15 protein-coding genes and 1 pseudogene are annotated in these 17,515 nt (G+C 59.1%); 11 read left to right on the top strand and 5 right to left on the bottom strand.

Features of this window, described 5'->3' with window-relative positions; translation table 11 throughout:
- Positions 1 to 14: 14 nt before the first annotated feature.
- The 3 genes from FHX06_RS18735 to FHX06_RS18745 all read right to left on the bottom strand — a co-directional run bounded on the left by FHX06_RS18735 (position 15) and on the right by FHX06_RS18745 (position 3,375).
- Entirely contained in the window at positions 15 to 1,376 is a 1,362-nt protein-coding gene (locus tag FHX06_RS18735) for a mandelate racemase/muconate lactonizing enzyme family protein (protein WP_113212356.1), read from the bottom strand.
- 67 nt (positions 1,377 to 1,443) lie between these two features.
- Complete coding sequence (locus tag FHX06_RS18740) at positions 1,444 to 2,610, bottom strand: mandelate racemase/muconate lactonizing enzyme family protein (RefSeq protein ID WP_113206717.1); 1,167 nt, start codon at positions 2,608 to 2,610, stop codon at positions 1,444 to 1,446.
- 54 nt (positions 2,611 to 2,664) lie between these two features.
- Positions 2,665 to 3,375: a GntR family transcriptional regulator gene (locus FHX06_RS18745; protein WP_112972305.1), complete on the bottom strand. Its 711-nt coding sequence runs from the start codon at positions 3,373 to 3,375 to the stop codon at positions 2,665 to 2,667.
- A gap of 207 nt (positions 3,376 to 3,582) precedes the next feature.
- Between FHX06_RS18745 and FHX06_RS18750 the strand changes: the two genes are divergently transcribed.
- The 9 genes and pseudogenes from FHX06_RS18750 (at position 3,583) to FHX06_RS18785 (ending at position 12,906) form a co-directional block, all read left to right on the top strand.
- Positions 3,583 to 5,061 (top strand): ABC transporter substrate-binding protein, encoded by a 1,479-nt coding sequence (locus FHX06_RS18750; protein WP_112972306.1) that lies wholly within the window; start codon positions 3,583 to 3,585, stop codon positions 5,059 to 5,061.
- Between the two features lie 73 nt (positions 5,062 to 5,134).
- Complete coding sequence (locus tag FHX06_RS18755) at positions 5,135 to 6,094, top strand: carbohydrate ABC transporter permease (protein WP_112542392.1); 960 nt, start codon at positions 5,135 to 5,137, stop codon at positions 6,092 to 6,094.
- Complete coding sequence (locus FHX06_RS18760; RefSeq protein WP_113116382.1) at positions 6,091 to 6,981, top strand: carbohydrate ABC transporter permease; 891 nt, start codon at positions 6,091 to 6,093, stop codon at positions 6,979 to 6,981. The genes FHX06_RS18755 and FHX06_RS18760 overlap by 4 nt, the downstream gene beginning before the upstream one ends.
- 10 nt (positions 6,982 to 6,991) lie before the next feature.
- A complete protein-coding gene (locus FHX06_RS18765; RefSeq protein ID WP_183880424.1) occupies positions 6,992 to 8,089 on the top strand; it encodes an ABC transporter ATP-binding protein in 1,098 nt (365 codons plus the stop codon).
- 32 nt (positions 8,090 to 8,121) lie between these two features.
- Positions 8,122 to 9,285, top strand: coding sequence for a mandelate racemase/muconate lactonizing enzyme family protein (locus tag FHX06_RS18770; protein ID WP_183880426.1), 1,164 nt, complete (start codon positions 8,122 to 8,124; stop codon positions 9,283 to 9,285).
- A 21-nt stretch (positions 9,286 to 9,306) separates the two neighbouring features.
- Positions 9,307 to 10,053 (top strand): ribonuclease activity regulator RraA, encoded by a 747-nt coding sequence (locus FHX06_RS18775; RefSeq protein WP_183880428.1) that lies wholly within the window; start codon positions 9,307 to 9,309, stop codon positions 10,051 to 10,053.
- 385 nt (positions 10,054 to 10,438) lie between these two features.
- Positions 10,439 to 11,098: pseudogene (locus FHX06_RS36300) on the top strand (glycosyltransferase family 8 protein); the annotation flags it as partial.
- A 213-nt stretch (positions 11,099 to 11,311) separates the two neighbouring features.
- Complete coding sequence (locus tag FHX06_RS36305) at positions 11,312 to 12,184, top strand: 3-deoxy-manno-octulosonate cytidylyltransferase (RefSeq protein ID WP_409564428.1); 873 nt, start codon at positions 11,312 to 11,314, stop codon at positions 12,182 to 12,184.
- 35 nt (positions 12,185 to 12,219) lie between these two features.
- Complete coding sequence (locus FHX06_RS18785; protein WP_112542399.1) at positions 12,220 to 12,906, top strand: glycosyltransferase; 687 nt, start codon at positions 12,220 to 12,222, stop codon at positions 12,904 to 12,906.
- A 314-nt stretch (positions 12,907 to 13,220) separates the two neighbouring features.
- Here the strand turns inward: FHX06_RS18785 and FHX06_RS18790 are convergent, their stop codons facing one another.
- On the bottom strand, positions 13,221 to 13,514 hold the full coding sequence (locus FHX06_RS18790) for a DUF2934 domain-containing protein (RefSeq protein WP_112542400.1): 294 nt from the start codon (positions 13,512 to 13,514) through the stop codon (positions 13,221 to 13,223).
- Positions 13,515 to 13,804: 290 nt separating this feature from the next.
- Between FHX06_RS18790 and FHX06_RS36060 the strand changes: the two genes are divergently transcribed.
- Complete coding sequence (locus FHX06_RS36060; protein ID WP_281413409.1) at positions 13,805 to 13,939, top strand: hypothetical protein; 135 nt, start codon at positions 13,805 to 13,807, stop codon at positions 13,937 to 13,939.
- A gap of 255 nt (positions 13,940 to 14,194) precedes the next feature.
- The gene (locus FHX06_RS18795; protein ID WP_210300572.1) at positions 14,195 to 16,384 is read left to right on the top strand and encodes an alpha-amylase family protein; all 2,190 of its coding nucleotides are present in this window, start codon (positions 14,195 to 14,197) and stop codon (positions 16,382 to 16,384) included.
- 62 nt (positions 16,385 to 16,446) lie between these two features.
- On the opposite strand, the gene FHX06_RS18800 is transcribed toward FHX06_RS18795, so the two are convergent.
- Positions 16,447 to 17,259 carry an IclR family transcriptional regulator gene (locus FHX06_RS18800; protein ID WP_113206708.1) on the bottom strand — a complete coding sequence of 271 codons (813 nt, stop codon included), beginning with the start codon at positions 17,257 to 17,259 and terminating at the stop codon, positions 16,447 to 16,449.
- Positions 17,260 to 17,515 lie beyond the last annotated feature (256 nt).

Below are 17,515 nucleotides of genomic sequence, written 5' to 3' on the forward strand. Positions count from 1 at the left end.
CGGTCCTTTTCGCTTCAGCTCCAGGTGCGATCCCAGGAATACTCATCGTCCCAGCGATCCGTAGGTTGCCAAATGCCGGTGACACCCGGCTGCAGATGCTGCGAGATCACCTCATCGACGACATCATCGATCCCCAGGCCAGGCTTGTCCGTAACAGTGATGAAGCCGTCCTTCACCAGCGGCTTGGGAAGTCCCGTGACAATATCGTCCCACCAATCGACATCGGCGGAGTGGTATTCGAGCGCCATGAAATTTTCGGTTGCTGTGGCGACATGTGCGGCGGCCATGGCGGCGATTGGGCTTTCTGCCATGTGAATGGCCATGGCCACACCATGGTCCTGCGCCATATCGCCGATCTTCTTGGTCTCGAGGATGCCCCCGCTGGTGAGCAGGTCCGGGTGAATAACCGAGACGCCACCGCTGTTGAGCAGAGGCTCGAAGCCTTCCTTGAGGTATATGTCCTCGCCAGTGCAGATCGGTACCGTGGTCGCGTCCTGCAGCTGTCGGTATTGCTCGCTATACTGCCATGGGATCACATCCTCGAGCCAGGCCGGGACGTATTTTTCAATTCGCCTGGCAAGGCGAATGCCGTTCTGCATAGAGATATGGCCGATATGATCGATCGCAAGCGGCACATCCATGCCGATGACCTCACGAACCTCGGCGATGTACTGCTCGAGCAGGTCGAGGCCCTTGTCGGAAAAGTGCAGGCCGGTAAACGGGTGCTGGACGTTATGCAGATCGTACGCAGCGTTGCGAAGACGCCGTTCTTCAATGGTCTTCAACGGCCCGCGACTGGGAGAGTTGCGGTATCCTTCCAGTGAGCCAGCAGGAAACACGACCGCACCGGGCACGTCGGCGATCTGCATCAATCCCAGATCCATCTTGAGGAAGGTGAACCCGAGCTCCATGCGCTCTTTGAGGCGCTTACCGGTCTCGGTACCGCTCGGCACGGTGGCGTCGGTATCGCAGTAGACGCGCACTTTCTCCCGGAACCGGCCACCGAGCATCTGGTAGATCGGGACGCCGTAGGCCTTGCCGGCAAGATCCCACAACGCGATCTCGACCGCCGAAACGCCGCCGCCTTGCCGGCCGTGCCCGCCGAATTGCTTGATGCGGCGAAACAGGCGGTCGATGTCGCAAGGGTTTTCGCCGAGCAACCGGCTCTTGAGCATCAGCGCGTAAGTGGCGCTGGCACCGTCGCGCACCTCGCCAAGCCCGACGATGCCCTGGTTGGTGTAGATCTTGAGCAGCGCTGAGGTGAACGGCGCGCCGACAATTTCGGCTACCCGCATGTCGGTGATGCGAAGTTCTGACGGCTTGGAATGCGTGTTTACCCGATTGAGCGCCTCGTCGGCTCCATCTGCCTCTAGCATGGTCTATCCTCGTTTGGTCGGCAGGGTACGTCACCGCGCGTACGGTGGGACGGCGTAGAGCGACTGGCTAATCCAGCTCGATCTCGTGGCTTTGCAGGTAGTCGCGGTTCATTTCGACGCCGAGACCAGGCTTTAATGTCAGCTTGAGACTGCCGTTCGAAACGTCGAGCGGCCTATCGATAAGGTGATCATACTTGCCCAGGTTCCACTCCGACGTTTCGAGCTTGTAGAAGTTGGGAACGGTCATCATCACTTGCGCTCCCGCAACCACGTTGATCGGACCTGCGGCATCATGCGGCGAGACCGGGATGTAGTAGGCTTCGCAGAGGGCGGAAATCTTCTTGAGTTCGGTAATGCCGCCGGTCCAGGTGACGTCAGGCATGATGTAGTCGGCAAGCTTGTTTTCGAGCACCGGCACGAAATCCCACTTCGTGTGACCGCGCTCGCCCCACGAGATAGCGGCGCTGACCTTGTCACGGACCTGCTTGAGGGCGTTGAGGCTCTCCGGTGGACAGGGCTCTTCGAACCAGTCGATCTGACCTGCTTCCTCGAGGCTCCGGCAAAGGCGGATGGCGGTCGGAACGTCAAAGCGGCCATGCGCATCGATGAGGATGTCGATGTCGGGACCTGCCGTTTCGCGGATCAGGGCGGTAAGCTCGGCAGCTTCGCGCTCATCCTTGCGGGTCATGCTGCCATCGAGATAGCCATCCCGCTGCTCGCGAGCCTGTCCGCCGGCGGTGCGGCCCTGGTGGGGAAAAGGATCGAACTTGAGCGCGGTGTGGCCGGACTCGACGATGTCTCGAATTTCCCGGACCACAGCCTCCTTGCTTGTAAACTTGCGCTGGTCGGGATGGGTGTAGAGCGAAATTTCATCGCGTACCGGTCCGCCCAGGAGCTCATAAATCGGCTTGCCAAGAACTTTGCCGCGGATATCCCAGAGGGCGATGTCGATGGCGCTTATACATTCGACCGCGGCGCCGCGACTGCCCATGTAGGTGAAGCTGCGGAATATCTTGTGCCACAGATACTCGATCCGGGAAGGGTCTTCGCCGGCAATGGCGGCACCGATCTGCCGCAGGATCGTGCAGAGGGCGCGATTGGCGAGCCTTGTCGTGGTGGTGATCTCGCCCCAGCCGCTCACGCCCTCATCGGTCGTCACTTCGACGAACAGGAACTCTCCCCAATAAGAAGCATCGGATTTGATAAGCCACGGCCGAACGCTGGTGATTTTCATCTCAACTGCCTTTAACTGAAGTGGTCGGGATAACGATATTCAGGGTTATGGATTCTATCCTGCTCGAGCGGCATTGCGCGCACGCATGTGTTCGAGGATGTGCCGGCCGGAGCCCTCGACGTGGCGTGCAATGAGGTCGGCTGCCTCGTTGGCATGTCCCGCTTTTACGTGTGCGATGAGCTCGCGATGCTCGCTGAGGATCGCGGCACGCCGGGCGAGCGTGAAGTCGAAACGCCGACTTACGGCTCGCAGCACTTCGCGATGCTTCCACCAGAGCTCGGCGGCATGGCGGTTGTAGTGCTTCTGGTACATGACGGTGTGAAAGGCGGTGTCCAGCTCGCTGTGCCTGAAAGGGTCGGCGAAATTGTTCTCTTCGATCAGGCCTTGGATGCGTTCGAGTTCAGCAATGTCCTCTACGGTGGCCATGTTCACGAACCATTTCGTCAATGCCGGCTCGATCAGGACGCCGATCTCGTAGATGTCCCGAACGAAATCCTGATCTATGGGCCTCACGCGCGCTCCGCGGTTGGGAACGAAGGTGACAAAGCCCTCCCCGCGCAAGAGTTGCAAAGCCTCGCGCACAGGGTTGGTCGAGGTGCCGTGGCGCCGGGCGAGATCGGTGACGACAAGCCGCTCGTTGGCAGCGAGCCGCCCTTCGATGATGTCATCCCTGATCAGTTGATAAAGCGAAGCGCCTTCGCTGGAGGCCCCGATAGCGTCGATGCCTTCGGGTGGCTGCGCTTTAAAATCGCTCGTTTCGGCCAAGATTGTCCCCAATAAATACACAGATTTCCCAGATATCACGCAATACTTCTCAAAACAATGTACGATTTCTCTCATTGACAGGCAATCGCCGATCTGAAAACGTATGATCAGGCCGAAGGGATACATTAGGGAAAATCTCGCGGCCGGGGAGCAAAGACCGCTCGCCTTGACGCAGAGCGGCATGGGAGAAAACCTGGGAGGTTACCTATGACGAGGATTTCACTCGGCCGTGCTGTCCTGCACGGCACTGTCTCGACTGCTTTAATGATATCGTTGACATCAGTGTCTGCGCTGGGTGCGCCGGTCGACCTGAGCAAGTGGTCGCCGGAATACGTGCGCTCCATCGCCGGCACACAGGATTTTGACACGGCCGGCGATTGCTCCAAGGTCACTCCGCTCGACTACAAGGGGCGACTGACTTTCTGGTATCAGGGCGTGTTCGAGGGCGACCCCGACCTCCTGCGCCAGTATTACAAGGACTTCTTCGAGACCTTCCGCAAAACCTACCCAAACATTGAGCTTGAGGAACAGGCCCTTACCTATAATGACCTTCTGGACAAGTTCCGGACGGCGCTCCTTGGCAATGCAGCGCCCATGGCGGTGCGCCTGCAGATCCTCGGCGGAACCGAATTTGCAGCGAAGGGTTATTTGCAGCCGCTCAAACCTGAGGATGTCGGCTATTCGACTGACGATTTCTGGCCCGGAGCGATGAAGGCTGTAACCTGGGATGGCGTGACCTATGGCATTCCAACCAACAACGAGACGATGGCGTTCATCTGGAACGCCGATGTCTTCAAGCGTGCAGGTCTCGATCCGGACAAGGCTCCGGCAACCTGGGACGACGTTGTCAAATATTCCAAGCAGATTCACGACAAGCTCGGCATTTCGGGTTACGGCCTCGTGGCACGCAAGAATGCGGGCAATACGCCGTATCGTTTCATGCCGCAGTTGTGGGCCTATGGCGGCGGTGTCTTTGACGAGGCCACCGCGAGCCCGGCCTATAAGGAGGTCGAGCTCAATAGTTCGCAGAGCAAGGCTGCACTGCAGGCCTCGTACGATATGTATGTTCGCGACAAGTCGGTTCCGGTTTCGGCGCTGACCAATCAGCAGGCCGATAACCAGCCCCTCTTCCTGGCTGGCCAGCTCGGCATGATGATCTCGCACCCGTCCGACTATAACGTCATGCTCGACCTGCAGAAGAAGACGACGGGCAGCGACAAGGAAAAAGCGCAGACCGTCATCGACAACATGCGCTACGGCCTGATTCCGACAGGCCCTGATGGCAAGCGTGCCGTCGTGTTCGGTGGCTCCAATATTCACATCCTGAAGCCCGAATATGTCGAGGGCGGCAAGGTAGATGAGCCGGCAGCAAAGGCTATCATCTGCATGTGGACGAGCCCCGAATGGTCACTGAAGATGGCCTATGCCGGCTCGAACCCCGGAAACCTGAACGGCTTCAAGACCAAGTGGATGAAGGAACGCCTCGACAGTATCAAGTTCCTTGATGTCACGACCTCAATGCTGCCATACGGCATCCCCTTCCCGGCGCTGCCGCAGTCGCCCGAGATCATGAACATCATCGTCCCCGACATGCTGCAGAATGCCCTCACCGGGGCCATGACGGTCGACCAGGCAGCGGACGACGCGGCCAAGAAGGTCAAGGGCCTGATGGACGGCGGACTTTAGTCCAAGCCTGACGATCTGACCGGCTGCGCCTTGATCGCGGCCGGTCTGTTCCGAAGAATAAGGGCAGCGCACAGTGACGATCTTGACTTCGAAGGCCGAGACTCGCCGAAGACTGCAATCCGACAGGTCGGGCTTGCTGCGAAAGATTTGGGAACACCGCGCCGATTATGCGTACGTGCTTCCCGCGATCGCCGTGATGCTCATCGTCATTGCCTATCCGATCTACTACACGATCGAGTTGTCGTTCTTTAACACACCGCCTGGCCTGCAGCTCCGGGACAAGATTTTCGTCGGCCTCGACAATTACACCGCTATCCTCACAAGTCCGGTGTTCTGGACGGTCACCTCGAACACGCTTATCTGGACGCTCGGATCCACGTTCATCTCATTCGTCCTTGGGTTTGCTTGCGCGCTCGCGCTTCATCGCGACTTTCTTGGCCGGGGCATCCTGCGCGCCATCCTGATCATTCCCTGGGTCATCAGCGCGGTCGCTGCGTCCTATATCTGGAAGTGGATCTACCATTCGGACTTCGGGATCATCGGTGCGGTGCTGGTCGGCCTCGGCTTGGCAGACCGGCCGCCGAATTTCATCGACAGCGTCACGACGGTGCTGCCCTCGCTGATCGTCGTCAATATCTGGCGGGAGTTTCCGTTCGCCATGATCATGATGATGGCCGGCCTGCAGACAGTTCCCGACCAGTTGCTGCGCGCCGCAAAAGTCGACGGCGCCAATGCATGGCAGCGGTTCTGGCACGTCACCTTTCCGCACTTGAGAAACGTCTCGACCGTGACGATCCTTCTCCTGGCCGTGGCCAACTTCAATTCTTTCATCATCCCCTGGATCATGACCGGCGGTGGGCCGTCGAATGCATCGCATATCTGGATCACCCACATTTATGAGCTCGCCTTCGGCCGCCAGCGCTGGGGCGTGGCATCGGCCTATTCGGTGCTGCTGTTCCTGATCCTGATGTCGCTCGGCTACTTCTACGTCCGTGCGCTGAGCGGTAACGAACGGAAGGACGCGAGCGAATGAGCGCGATTGCCGGGACTGCTCATCGAGGCCAGGCGCGCCGCCGTACCCGCATCGATGGATGGCGGTGGGGCGGACGCATCTTTCTCGTGTTCATGCTGCTTTACACCGCATTGCCGATGATCTGGATGCTGAGCACCTCGATCAAGTCCGGCTTCGCGGCTATGCAGTTTCCGCCGCAATTGTGGCCGGACCAACCCACGCTTGCCAGCTACCAGAAGCTGCTCGATCCACAAAACAGCGTCGGCCAGGACTTCCTGCGCTTCTTCTGGAACAGCCTTCTCGTCTCCACCGCCACGACCATACTTTCGGTGATCGTGGCAGTTCCTGCGGCCTATGCGTTTTCGCGCTTCACCTTTCCTGGCCGAAACTTTCTGTTCTTCGCCGTCCTGCTGCGCAACATGTTCCCGGCAGTAATCTTTCTCGTGCCGCTCTTTATCCTGATGCGCGCGATCGGGCTGATTAACACCCATGGGTCGCTCGTCCTCACCTACCTCACATTCGGCCTGCCGCTGGCAATCTGGCTCCTCAAGGGTTTCTACGACAACATCCCGGTGCAGCTCGAGCAGGCCGCACGCATCGATGGAGCAACGCGATTCCAGGCCTTTCTCCTGATCGTGATGCCGCTCTCGGCGCCGGGCATCATCGCCACGGCGATCTATTCCTTCATCGGTGCGTGGAACGAGTACATCTACGCCTACACCTTCCTCTCCAAGAACGAGCAATTGACGCTGCCAGTCGGCATCCAGCGCTTCTTCTCGGAAAACACGACGGACTTTCCGGGTCTCATGGCGGCAAGCTTCATGATGAGCGTGCCCGTCGTGGTCCTGTTCCTCGTTCTTCAACGCTACTTCGTACGCGCCCTCACAGAAGGCGCAGTCAAGCACTAAGGAGTTGCCGGTGGCCCACGTGGTCCTCAAAGATCTGGTCAAGACCTATGGCGCCTTCAAAGCTGTCAACGATGTTTCGCTGACGGTCAATGACGGCGAATTCGTTGCGCTCGTCGGCCCTTCAGGCTGCGGCAAGACAACCACGCTCAATCTTGTGGCGGGGCTCATCCCGGTCACATCCGGTGACATCGTCATCGGCGACCAGGTGGTCAACGACCTCGATCCCAAGGATCGAGACATCGCAATGGTGTTCCAGAACTACGCGCTCTATCCGCAGAAATCGGTCTACAAAAATCTGGCGTTCCCGCTGCAGATGCGCAAATTGCCAAGGGACGAGATCGACAAGAAGGTCAGGGAAGCAGCGCGCGTGCTCGACATGACGCAGCTGCTGGAGCGCAAGCCACGCGAACTTTCGGGCGGGCAACAGCAGCGTGTGGCGCTGGGCCGCGCCCTTGTTCGCGATCCGGCGGTATTCCTGATGGATGAACCACTTTCCAACCTCGACGCAAAGCTGCGCGTGCAGATGCGTTCGGAGATCAAGCGTTTTCACCAGGACCTCAAGGCGACGATCATCTATGTGACGCACGACCAGCTCGAAGCCGTGACCATGGCCGACAGGATGGCGGTGATGAACGGCGGCTACCTGCAGCAATACGATACTCCGGCGCAGGTTTTTGCCCATCCGGTGAACATGTTCGTCGCCAGCTTCGTCGGCAGCCCGGCGATGAGCCTTGTCCCACTGGAGGCGTCAACGGCAGGCGGCGAGACCGTGTTGACCAGCGCAGAGGGCTGGCGCCTCGAGCTTTCGCAAAAAAACGCTCAGAAGGTCGCAAGGGCAACCAGCAGGAAAGTCGTGCTCGGCGCACGTCACTCGACGATCAAGCTGCACAAGAGTGCGATGCCTGGGACCGTCCCTGCCAAGGCCTACACAGTGGAGCCGACCGGAGACGTGACTTTCGTACAAGCGTTTCTCTCCGGCGCCATCGTCAATGTCAGCGTCCCGCCGACCATTGCCGTCGCGCCCGACGAAAAGATCTGGCTCGAGTTCGATCAGGAGCGGATGCATCTGTTCGACGGCGAAACGGAAATGGCTCTCAAGGCCAACTGAGACCACGCGGATACGCGTGAACGAGGGCGTTTATGACTGCGAAACTTAAAATCACGGCGATCAAGCCCTATCCAGTATGGGTAGGAACGCGCAACCAGATGCTGGTCAAGGTGGAGACCGACAACGGCATCTTCGGCTGGGGCGAGAGTGGCTTGAGCGGTCGCGAGAAGGCCGTAACCGGCGCGATCGAGCACTATCGCGAGTTCCTTATCGGCCGCGACCCGATGCAGATCGGACGGATCTGGCAGGAAGCCTATCGCAGCCAATATTTCGAAGGCGGCCGCGTTCTGCAGGCAGCGATTTCCGCCATCGATATTGCCCTCCACGACATCAAGGGCAAGGCGCTGGGCGTGCCTGCCTATGAACTGCTTGGCGGCAAGCAGCGCGACCGCATTCCGACCTTTGCCTCCACCGGCGACGAGGCCGAGGGCGATGTTGCCATCGAACGAGCCCGTGAACTCCATGCCCAGGGGTGGCAGGCGATCCGCTTTTTCCCCATCGGGCAAAGCAGCAAGGACATCTTTGAGCCGCGCGAGTCGATCGGGCCTACCGCACGGATGCTGAACAAGGCGCGCGAGGCGCTAAGCGACGACGTCGTTCTTGGCATCGACTATCATCATCGGCTGTCGGTGGCAGAGGCGGCGAGCTTCTGCAACAAGCTCGATCGTGGCGTCCTTGACTTCCTCGAGGAGCCGATACGAGACGAAACACCCGAAGCCTACGAATCCCTGCGCAGGATGACCGATATCCCCTTCGCCATCGGAGAAGAGTTTGCCAGCAAGTGGCAGTTCCTGCCCTATATCGAGCGTGGCATCCATCAGTTCAACCGGCTCGACGTCTGCAACGTTGGCGGGCTCACCGAAGCGATGAAGGTCGCCGGCTGGAGCGAGGCGCACTATGTGGACCTGATGCCGCACAATCCCCTCGGCCCAGTCTGCACGGCAGCGACGATCCATCTCGCTGCCGCGGTGCCGAATTTCGCCTGGCTCGAGACCAGAGCGCCCGAAGCAAAGCTCGGCTTCGACAATTCCGACTTCTTCCCCGTGCAACCACGGCTCGACGGCCCCGACTATCCGGTAAGCGACCTGCCGGGACTCGGCGTCGAGGTCAACGAAGAGGCAATCAAGGCGGAGAGCTTTCGTTTCTGGGAAGCACCTCACCTCAAGCGCCGCGACGGTTCTGTCACCAATTGGTAGTTTCATCCACCGGAGCCTAAAATGACCCATACGCCCGATATTACGCGACCGCCCAAAGAGCTGATCGACGCGCTGAAGGAGATCGGCGCCGCGACCATTGCCGGTACGCTCGGCCACATGGGCTTCCGCAATCCGCACATGGTTGGTCCCGTATCGCAGAGCCGCGGGAAATCGATCGTCGGCCCGGCGCTCACTCTTCAGTTCCTGCCGCAACGGCCGGACCTTTTCAACGAGGGAGAATATGCCGATCCCGAGACGCAGTTGCACCGGCACGTGCTCTATCACGCGCAGGAGGGCGATGTGGTCGTGGTCGACGCGCGCGGCGACATGAGCTCTGGCGTCTTCGGCGATATGATGTCGACCTATTTCAAAGGCAGAGGCGGCGCCGGCATTGTCATCGACGGCTGCATGCGCGATCGGCCCAATGTCGAAAAGCTCGATCTCGCCCTTTGGCTGCGCGGGTGGACGCCCAACTATCACGTGCAGACCAGCATCTATCCGAACGCCGTCAATGTTCCGATTGCCTGCGGCGGTGTCACGGTCATCCCAGGCGACATCATCGTCGCCGACGATGATGGGGTGGTGGTTCTTCCAGTTGCCATGGCCTCGAAAGTAATCGAAGAGTCGCAAAAGCATCACGACTGGGAAGAGTTCTCTCGGCTGAAGCTCATGGAGGGCGGGTCGTTGCAGCGTTACTATCCGCTGCATGACGATGCCCGCGGAGAATACGAAGAGTGGCGCAAAACAAACCGCCTGAGAACACCTTAGCCGATGGATCGCCCTAGGCGGGCCGCGAGCTTTCCGGGGTGTCCCCGACGTCTGCACAAAAGCCGGCGTCGCTTTTCGATCTGGCAGCCGAATCCGGCCGGCGAGGTTTGCTGAACGCCATGGGCAGGAGGTTCCTTACCGCGTCGGTTCGTCGTTGACACTGCGGCGACTGCCGAAAAGTAAAAACCCCTGATGGCATTGACAAAACTCGCTTGTCCACGATGTTTCACCGTCTGCGCGGTTGAGTGCGGTAGGATTTTCCTGAATCTTCATTTAGTAACGAGCTCATTCAGGATTCTGTCGTCGCTCAATATTGCATTTCCCAGGGGGCGGGATGTCGGTTGGCATACATAGCAAGGCCATATACGTGTTCACGGATGCGCGGATGCTTCCGGCCGCATGCTGCACACTCTTGTCAGTCGTACGCAACAGTCAAAAGAACGATATCAAACTGGTGATCGTCGGCATCGATTTGCCCGAGGACCAAAAGGCTGGCGTTGCAACCTTCAACATGGCCAACGGAATCAATATCGACGTCGTCGACTTCACTTTTCCCACCGATACGCCCGAGACGGCAGGCCGCTGGCACAAGTCGACGCTTGCGCGCCTCTATCTCGACAAGCTGATGGACGAGAACCTGGAGCGGGTTCTTTACCTCGATGCGGATATATTGGCCGTCGGCAATATCGATCCACTCTTCGATGTCGATCTCAACGGCAAGGCGATCGGTGCCGTTGATGACTACGTCGTTGCCTTCCCCGACAAGATCGGACAGCGAGAGCGGGAGCTCGGCCTCGACCGGGGAGCGGGATACTTCAATGCCGGGGTCTTTCTCATGGATTGCGCCGCCATCCGGGCCGGCGACTTTTTCGAGACGGCGCGTTCGCTGCTGAGATCGGGACGATCCTTCGCCTCCAACGACCAGGATATTCTCAATATTGCCTTTCATGGGACGTGGCAGCGGCTCGACAACCGATGGAATACCCAGACCGGGACCATGCCCTATATCCGCAATCCTGCGCTGCTGCATTTCACCGGACGTCGCAAGCCGTGGCACCCTTCGGTGCAGACGGGGCAGTCGGCCTATGCCGAGATCTATTCGAACATGCTTTCGAAAACACCGTGGTCGGGATTTGTCAGCCGTCGCAGTCCTTCCCGAAAGGCGGCCGACTATCTTCTTGCGTTCGGCAAGCGCGCCAGCGCGATGAACCGCTCCCAACAACTGAAGACATACTTTGGCGCGAGTGAGGGCGTCCCAATGGTCGACAGGAATCCCGGACCCGAAAATTCAGGAAGCCACGTTTTTCAAACGCAGAGCGCCGATGCCTGGCGCGCATTCTTCAATCGCTATTCGCACATCGTTCTGGTCGCGAACAGCGAGGCGCTCGATCCGCAGTCGATGAGGACGGAGTTTCCCGGCGATACTTTGTTCGTCTTCTTCAACAAGGTCTACAAGGTCCTCGACAGCAGTTTCCCCGGACATGCCATTCTTGTGGCGCGCAGCGGCATGATGGGCGCCAATATCGTCCATCGGCGGGAGGTGGATGATGTCCTGAAATTCTTCACCTCGGAAAAGTTCCTCGGCATTCTGAATATCCGCACCGCACCCGAAGAGCGCTTCAGTCCCGTTGCCGCATTCAACGGTGCGACGGTCATGTACGGTAATCTCGAGACGCTGATGTCGGGCCACTATCCGCCGGATAAAATCCCGACGAGCGGCTTTGCGCTGGTTGCGTGGATGCGAGAGCTTCAGCTGACGCCGAAGATCGTGCTCGCGGGATTTTCCGGGAAAAGGAGTGCGCGCTGGAAAGTCTTCGACGTTCATGACTGGACATTCGAACGGATCTATTTCAGGCTTCTGGCGCAAAGGGGCCTCATCACCAGCGCTGAACACGCTAGGCCGTCCCGCTTCGATCTTCTGGCGCGGCATTTTCCTGATGCGAAATTCGAGGAGATCCAGGGCGCGGTCAACGATGCATTCTCCACGCGGCTTGATCATGCGCTGACCCTCATCGACGGCCTGATGTCACTCACCAAATGGCAGCGGGCTCTCGATCAGGCGTTCCGCAAGGCGCGGCCAAAGACCCGCAAGCAGCGCGCGCTTGACCGCCAGAAGAAGCAAGCTTCCTGAATGCAATCACTGATTTGTGCCAAGGAGAAATTGATATGACCGATATCGTCAACATCTATGTTGGTTTCGATTCAAAGGAAGTCGTTGCCCATCACGTGCTGTCGCAAAGCATTCTGGAAAAATCGAGCGTACCCGTGAGGATCACGCCGATCTACCTGCACAATGTCGCAAACATATTCACGCGTGAGCGCAACGCACTGCAGTCGACCGAGTTCTCCTTCTCGCGCTTCCTGACGCCCTATCTCAGCCAGTATGAGGGATGGAGCCTGTTCATGGATTGCGACATGCTTGCGCGCACGGATATTGCCGAGCTCTGGGCGCTGCGCGATGAGCGCTATTCCGTCATGTGCGTGAAGCACGATTACCAGCCGAAGGTCGAAACGAAGTTTCTCGGCCAGGTGCAGACGAAGTACGAAAAGAAGAACTGGTCGAGCCTCATCCTCTTCAACAACGCAAAATGCAAGGCGCTGACACCTGATTATGTCAACACCGCAACCGGGCTGCAGTTGCACCAGTTCAAGTGGCTCGACGGCGACGATCTGATCGGCGAGCTGCCCGTCACCTGGAACTATCTCGTCAACGAATATGACAAGCGCGATGACGCGAAGATCGTGCATTTCACAGATGGTGGCCCCTATTTCGACGAGTACAGGAACGACGATTACGCCGAGGAATGGTTCGCAACGCGCGAGCGCATGCTGCACGTCCAGCAGCGCGGCTGACCGGCGTATCAGGCGGGTGGGGTGCGGTCCGAAGGCCCAGCCTCCAAACCCAGTCACGTCGGGGGTGAGCAGGCTTCACCGGTGGGGACGGCGGTCGCCGGATGGAATGTCCTCCGATTGTCGGTTTGATGTACCGACAAAGTAACATCGATAGGCGGAACCACAGCAGCACGGCACGGCGGGAAACGTCGGGCCGCCCCGGGGTGCGGTGGCCATAAGAAAGCGACAGACGATTGCAGGGCGCCGATCAAGGCGCCCTTCTCGATTAGGAGCTTACGTCTATCGGCTCCATGCCAACGCGACCCAAAACCCCGTCAGTGTTTGGTGACACCACCGGCGGGCTTGGCAGCTTTCGGCGGCGGTGTTGTCGTCGGAACGCTCTGGGCGCCGCCTTTGGATTTGCTTGCGACCTTTGGCTTTGCCGTCTTGTCGGTGGCCGTGGCCTTCTTCGCGCGTGGCTTCCTGGCCGGCTGGCTGTCTGCGTCTACGCTCGCGCTGATCTCCTGAAACGCCTGAAGCCAGTGTCTCATATCCTCGCCCTGCGGACGGCCTTCCTGTTCCCAGATTTCATAGGCGCGCTGCCTGATACGGTCTTCCCTGTCTGTCATCGTCGTCCCTCCGGTGTTGATGCTATCCGGATGAGCCAGATGGTGCTCCAACGTGCGTCGACAACGGCGACGCATGCTCTTATTGCCAGGGCCGCGATCACGAAATCGCGATGATCGGCATCTGCCTTGAATTTTACCGCAAGCTTTTGGGCGCCAGCCGGTCGTCAGCGAAGTTCAGATCGCCATAGCTTGAGCGGATCCATTGTCTTCAATCCGCTCCGGCATCGCTGCCGTCACACGAATTTCGCGAGAGATGTAGGTGCCTACTGCGTGGTCGCGGCGCGCGGATCATGCGGAACCTCTTCGCCGCCTCCGCATTATGGTGCGGCTTCAACAAGGACAGTGTCATGGACCATCAGACCCTTCTCGCAACCACCTTTGCCTTTGCATCGTTTGCACTCGTCTGGTGGCAAACGAAAGCCTGATCGCTCACGCTCGACGGAATCTAGCAAGGACGCATAGGGCACGGCCGTCCCTACCCTTGGCATTACCGCTCTAGCCTTTGCCGACACGGTAGATCGTACTTCCGCTATTAGGATAAAGCGCCAACATTCCGGATGACCATCGAGCGCTTTGCCGGGATTTTCCACATCGTGGAATTTCCGGGAATAGTCGGCGACTAAACAATGCTTTCAGTTAGTTTTGCGGGGCAAACAACTGAAACAAGGGTGGAAATAGTCATGGGATCGGAACCTTGGTACCGCACGGCGCTGCGATGGGGACAGACCAATCTGGTTGAAATCGACCCCGAGCGCTACGACGACACCTGGTGGCGGGAGCACTGGCGCAAGACGCGCGTTCAAGGCGTTATCATCAATGCCGGCGGCATTGTCAGCTATTACCCGACGAAATTTCCACTGCATCACAAGGCGGTAACGCTCGGAGAGCGCGACCTCTACGGCGAGATCGTCAAGGCCGCACGCGAGGAGGGTCTGAAGGTGATCGCGCGCATGGATTCAAACCGCGTCGCGGAAGACTTCTATCGTGCCCATCCGGACTGGATCTGCCTCGATATCGACGGCAAGCCCTACCGTCAGGCTGACAAATACGTGACCTGCATCAACTCGCCCTATTACAGCGAATATCTGCCTGACATCATGCGCGAGATCATCGAACGCACCATGCCAGACGGTTTCGCCGACAACAGTTGGGCTGGCATACCGCGCAAGAACATCTGCTATTGCCGGCATTGCACCGAGCAGTTCTTCGCATGGTCGGCCGTGGACCTGCCCGGCCGCCATGACTGGGCTGACGAAAACTATCGCCGCTGGATCCAGTGGAACTACAAGCGACGCACTGACCTCTGGGAATTCAACAACAAGGTCACCACCGCAGTCGGCGGCAAGGACTGCTGCTGGATGGGCATGATCAGCGGCGATATCCTCAACAACGGCAATCGCTTCATCGATCTCAAGGAAATCCTTGCCCGCAGCCCGATCGTCATGCTCGACCATCAGCGCAGAAATCTCGTCGACGGTTTCGAGGACAATACCGAAACTGGCAAGCGGTTGCATGAAGTTGGTGGTTGGGACAAGCTCATCCCCGAGAGTACGCCGCAATACCAGCTCGGCTCGCCGGCTTTCCGCCTCGCCAGCATGCCGCCCGCCGAAGTGCGCCTGTGGTCCTCCTCCGGCTTTGCCGGTGGCATCCAGCCCTGGTGGCATCATATCGGCTCGTCACATGAGGATCGCCGTCAATACAGGACGGCAGAGCCAATCTTCAAATGGCACGAGGCGAACCAGGATATTCTGATCAATCGCCAGCCGCAGGCCGATGTCGGCGTCGTCTGGTCGCAGCACAACCACGACTATCACGGCCGCGACAAGGCAAACGACCGCACCATGAACCCCTATCGGGGCACGACACGGGCGCTCGATCGGGCTGGGATTACCTATCTGCCCGTCAATGCCGACGATATAGGCAAGGCTGCGGGGCGCTTCGGCGTACTTGTCCTTCCGAACCTCGCCGCCATGACGGACAAGCAGGTTGCTGCCATTGAAGCTTTCGCCGCCCAAGGCGGTTCTGTGATCGCCTCGTCAGAAGCGAGCCTCTACAGCGAGCATGGCGACCGCCGAAAGGACTTTGCCCTTGCAAAGCTTTTCGGCGTCCATCGCAAGAACGGCGCGCATGGTGACTTCGAGGCCGCCAATCCCGACATCGAGACCAGCGCGCGTCACACTTATCTGCGCCTCTTGCCTGAACTGCGCGCCGGTGTCCACGGACCATCGGACAAGACCGCGCCGAAAGCTGACGGAAGCCGGCATCCGGTGCTTGCTGGTCTTGACGAAACCGACACCCTTCCCTTCGGCGGCTACCTGCCCATCGTCAGTGTCGATGATGACGTCAAGGTGCTGGCAACTTTCATCCCGGACTTTCCGATCTATCCGCCGGAAACCTCCTGGATGCGGCAGCCTTATTCGGATGTGCCTGCCATCACCGTTCGCGAACACGGCAACGGAAAATTCGTCTGGTTCGTCGCCGATCTCGACCGTTGTTATGCACGTGACGACCAGTTCGAGCACGCGCGGCTGATTACCAATGCCGCGCGCTGGATGCTTGCCGACCGATCGCTCCTGAGGCTGGAAGGCACGCATGATCTTGTTACGGCCGTGCTCTATCAGCAGGATAGACGGCAGATCGTTCACCTCAACAACCGCGTTCTGGTCTCCCGCGTGCCGGGTCGCCAGAACGAGCTCGTACCGATTGGTCCGGTGACCCTGCGTCTGCGCAAACCGCGCGGCAAGACTGCCTCCGACGCAAATCTCAGGGTTGCGGGAAAGACTGTGAAGATCGCCGACGAGGGCAGCGAAATCGCCATCGATGTCGGCAGGATCCTCGACCACGAGGTGATCGTCGTCGACTGGTCCTGAGCCACAAAGAAAGCCGCCGGCTCGAAACAGCCGGCGGTTCATTTCGAGCAGAGTGTTTCGCGTCAGCTCGCAATGGCGTTGACAGGCGGCATCTCCCCGCTGAGAGCCGCGGTCAACTGCGCCGAAGTCTCAGCGAGCAGGCGCCCGAGCACTGGAATCCGCTGCGGCGTTATCCGCGACGCGAGGCTCGACAACGATATGGCGCAGATCGCCTCGCCGCGATGGTCATAGACGGCAGCTGCCACACAGCGCAGGCCGGAAACCAGCTCCTCGTCATCGACCGCATAACCGTCCGCCCGGATTCTTTCGAGATCGGCGCAAAGAGCCGATTGTCGCGTGAGCGTATTGGCCGTGAAGCGTCGGCTTCCCTCGCGCGACAGGATCGCCTCCAGATCCTCCTGCGAATATGTCGCCAGGATCGCCTTGCCCATGGCTGAGGCCGTCATCGGCACCCTGCTGCCGACCCGGCTGACGCTGCGGGTGATATCGCGGCTCTCAACCCGATCGACGCAAACCATCTCACCGTCCTGAACGAAGCCGAGATTGCTGGTTTCGCGCGTCTGATCGCGCAAGCGCCTGAGATAGGGGAGCGCGGTCGCAACAAGATTGCTCTGACGGGTGAACACGGAACCGATGGCAAAAGCCTGCCGGCCAATATGCCACATGCGATCGTTGGGATTGTACTGGATGAATTGCCACTGCTCCAGCGTTGTCAGAATGCGATGGACCGTCGACGGCGCCAGACCCGTGCGGCTGGCGAGATCGACCAGACGGTTGCCATGCTCGTCCATACCCATCGCTTCGAGCAGCATCATGGCACGGTCGATCGATTGTACGCGCCCGTGAAGATTTTTCTCCTCCACCTGCTCTCCCATAGGTCTCCTCCATTGCAATAAAGCTTTTCTTGGCGCTGTTTATTCCGATGGTAACGCTACCATCTGCCAGCGTCAACGACGGAAAGCGGAATGTACCGACCGCGAACATGGTTGTTCACGAGATCGTGCGCCATGCTGACGCCAGTTCGAGCAACGCCATCGCAAGTTACAAAGGCGGCTTCCATTGCCATGTCCCTTTTGCACTCGCGCAGCCTGGGAAACCCGGCTCTAAATCATCATACAAGGTCAATTTTAT

The sequence above is a fragment of the Rhizobium sp. BK512 genome (assembly GCF_014194915.1).
Taxonomy (GTDB): Bacteria; Pseudomonadota; Alphaproteobacteria; order Rhizobiales; family Rhizobiaceae; genus Rhizobium.

What these genes read in the sequence shown, in the direction of transcription:
- FHX06_RS36305 (WP_409564428.1), top strand. Translation starts at nt 11,312, where the DNA reads ATGGTCGACAGGAATCCCGGACCCGAAAATTCAGGAAGCCACGTTTTT.
- FHX06_RS18770 (WP_183880426.1), top strand. Translation starts at nt 8,122, where the DNA reads ATGACTGCGAAACTTAAAATCACGGCGATCAAGCCCTATCCAGTATGG.
- FHX06_RS18790 (WP_112542400.1), bottom strand. Translation starts at nt 13,514, where the DNA reads ATGACAGACAGGGAAGACCGTATCAGGCAGCGCGCCTATGAAATCTGG.
- FHX06_RS18800 (WP_113206708.1), bottom strand. Translation starts at nt 17,259, where the DNA reads ATGGGAGAGCAGGTGGAGGAGAAAAATCTTCACGGGCGCGTACAATCG.
- FHX06_RS18735 (WP_113212356.1), bottom strand. Translation starts at nt 1,376, where the DNA reads ATGCTAGAGGCAGATGGAGCCGACGAGGCGCTCAATCGGGTAAACACG.
- FHX06_RS18760 (WP_113116382.1), top strand. Translation starts at nt 6,091, where the DNA reads ATGAGCGCGATTGCCGGGACTGCTCATCGAGGCCAGGCGCGCCGCCGT.
- FHX06_RS18740 (WP_113206717.1), bottom strand. Translation starts at nt 2,610, where the DNA reads ATGAAAATCACCAGCGTTCGGCCGTGGCTTATCAAATCCGATGCTTCT.
- FHX06_RS18785 (WP_112542399.1), top strand. Translation starts at nt 12,220, where the DNA reads ATGACCGATATCGTCAACATCTATGTTGGTTTCGATTCAAAGGAAGTC.
- FHX06_RS18775 (WP_183880428.1), top strand. Translation starts at nt 9,307, where the DNA reads ATGACCCATACGCCCGATATTACGCGACCGCCCAAAGAGCTGATCGAC.
- FHX06_RS18795 (WP_210300572.1), top strand. Translation starts at nt 14,195, where the DNA reads ATGGGATCGGAACCTTGGTACCGCACGGCGCTGCGATGGGGACAGACC.
- FHX06_RS18750 (WP_112972306.1), top strand. Translation starts at nt 3,583, where the DNA reads ATGACGAGGATTTCACTCGGCCGTGCTGTCCTGCACGGCACTGTCTCG.
- FHX06_RS36060 (WP_281413409.1), top strand. Translation starts at nt 13,805, where the DNA reads ATGCGGAACCTCTTCGCCGCCTCCGCATTATGGTGCGGCTTCAACAAG.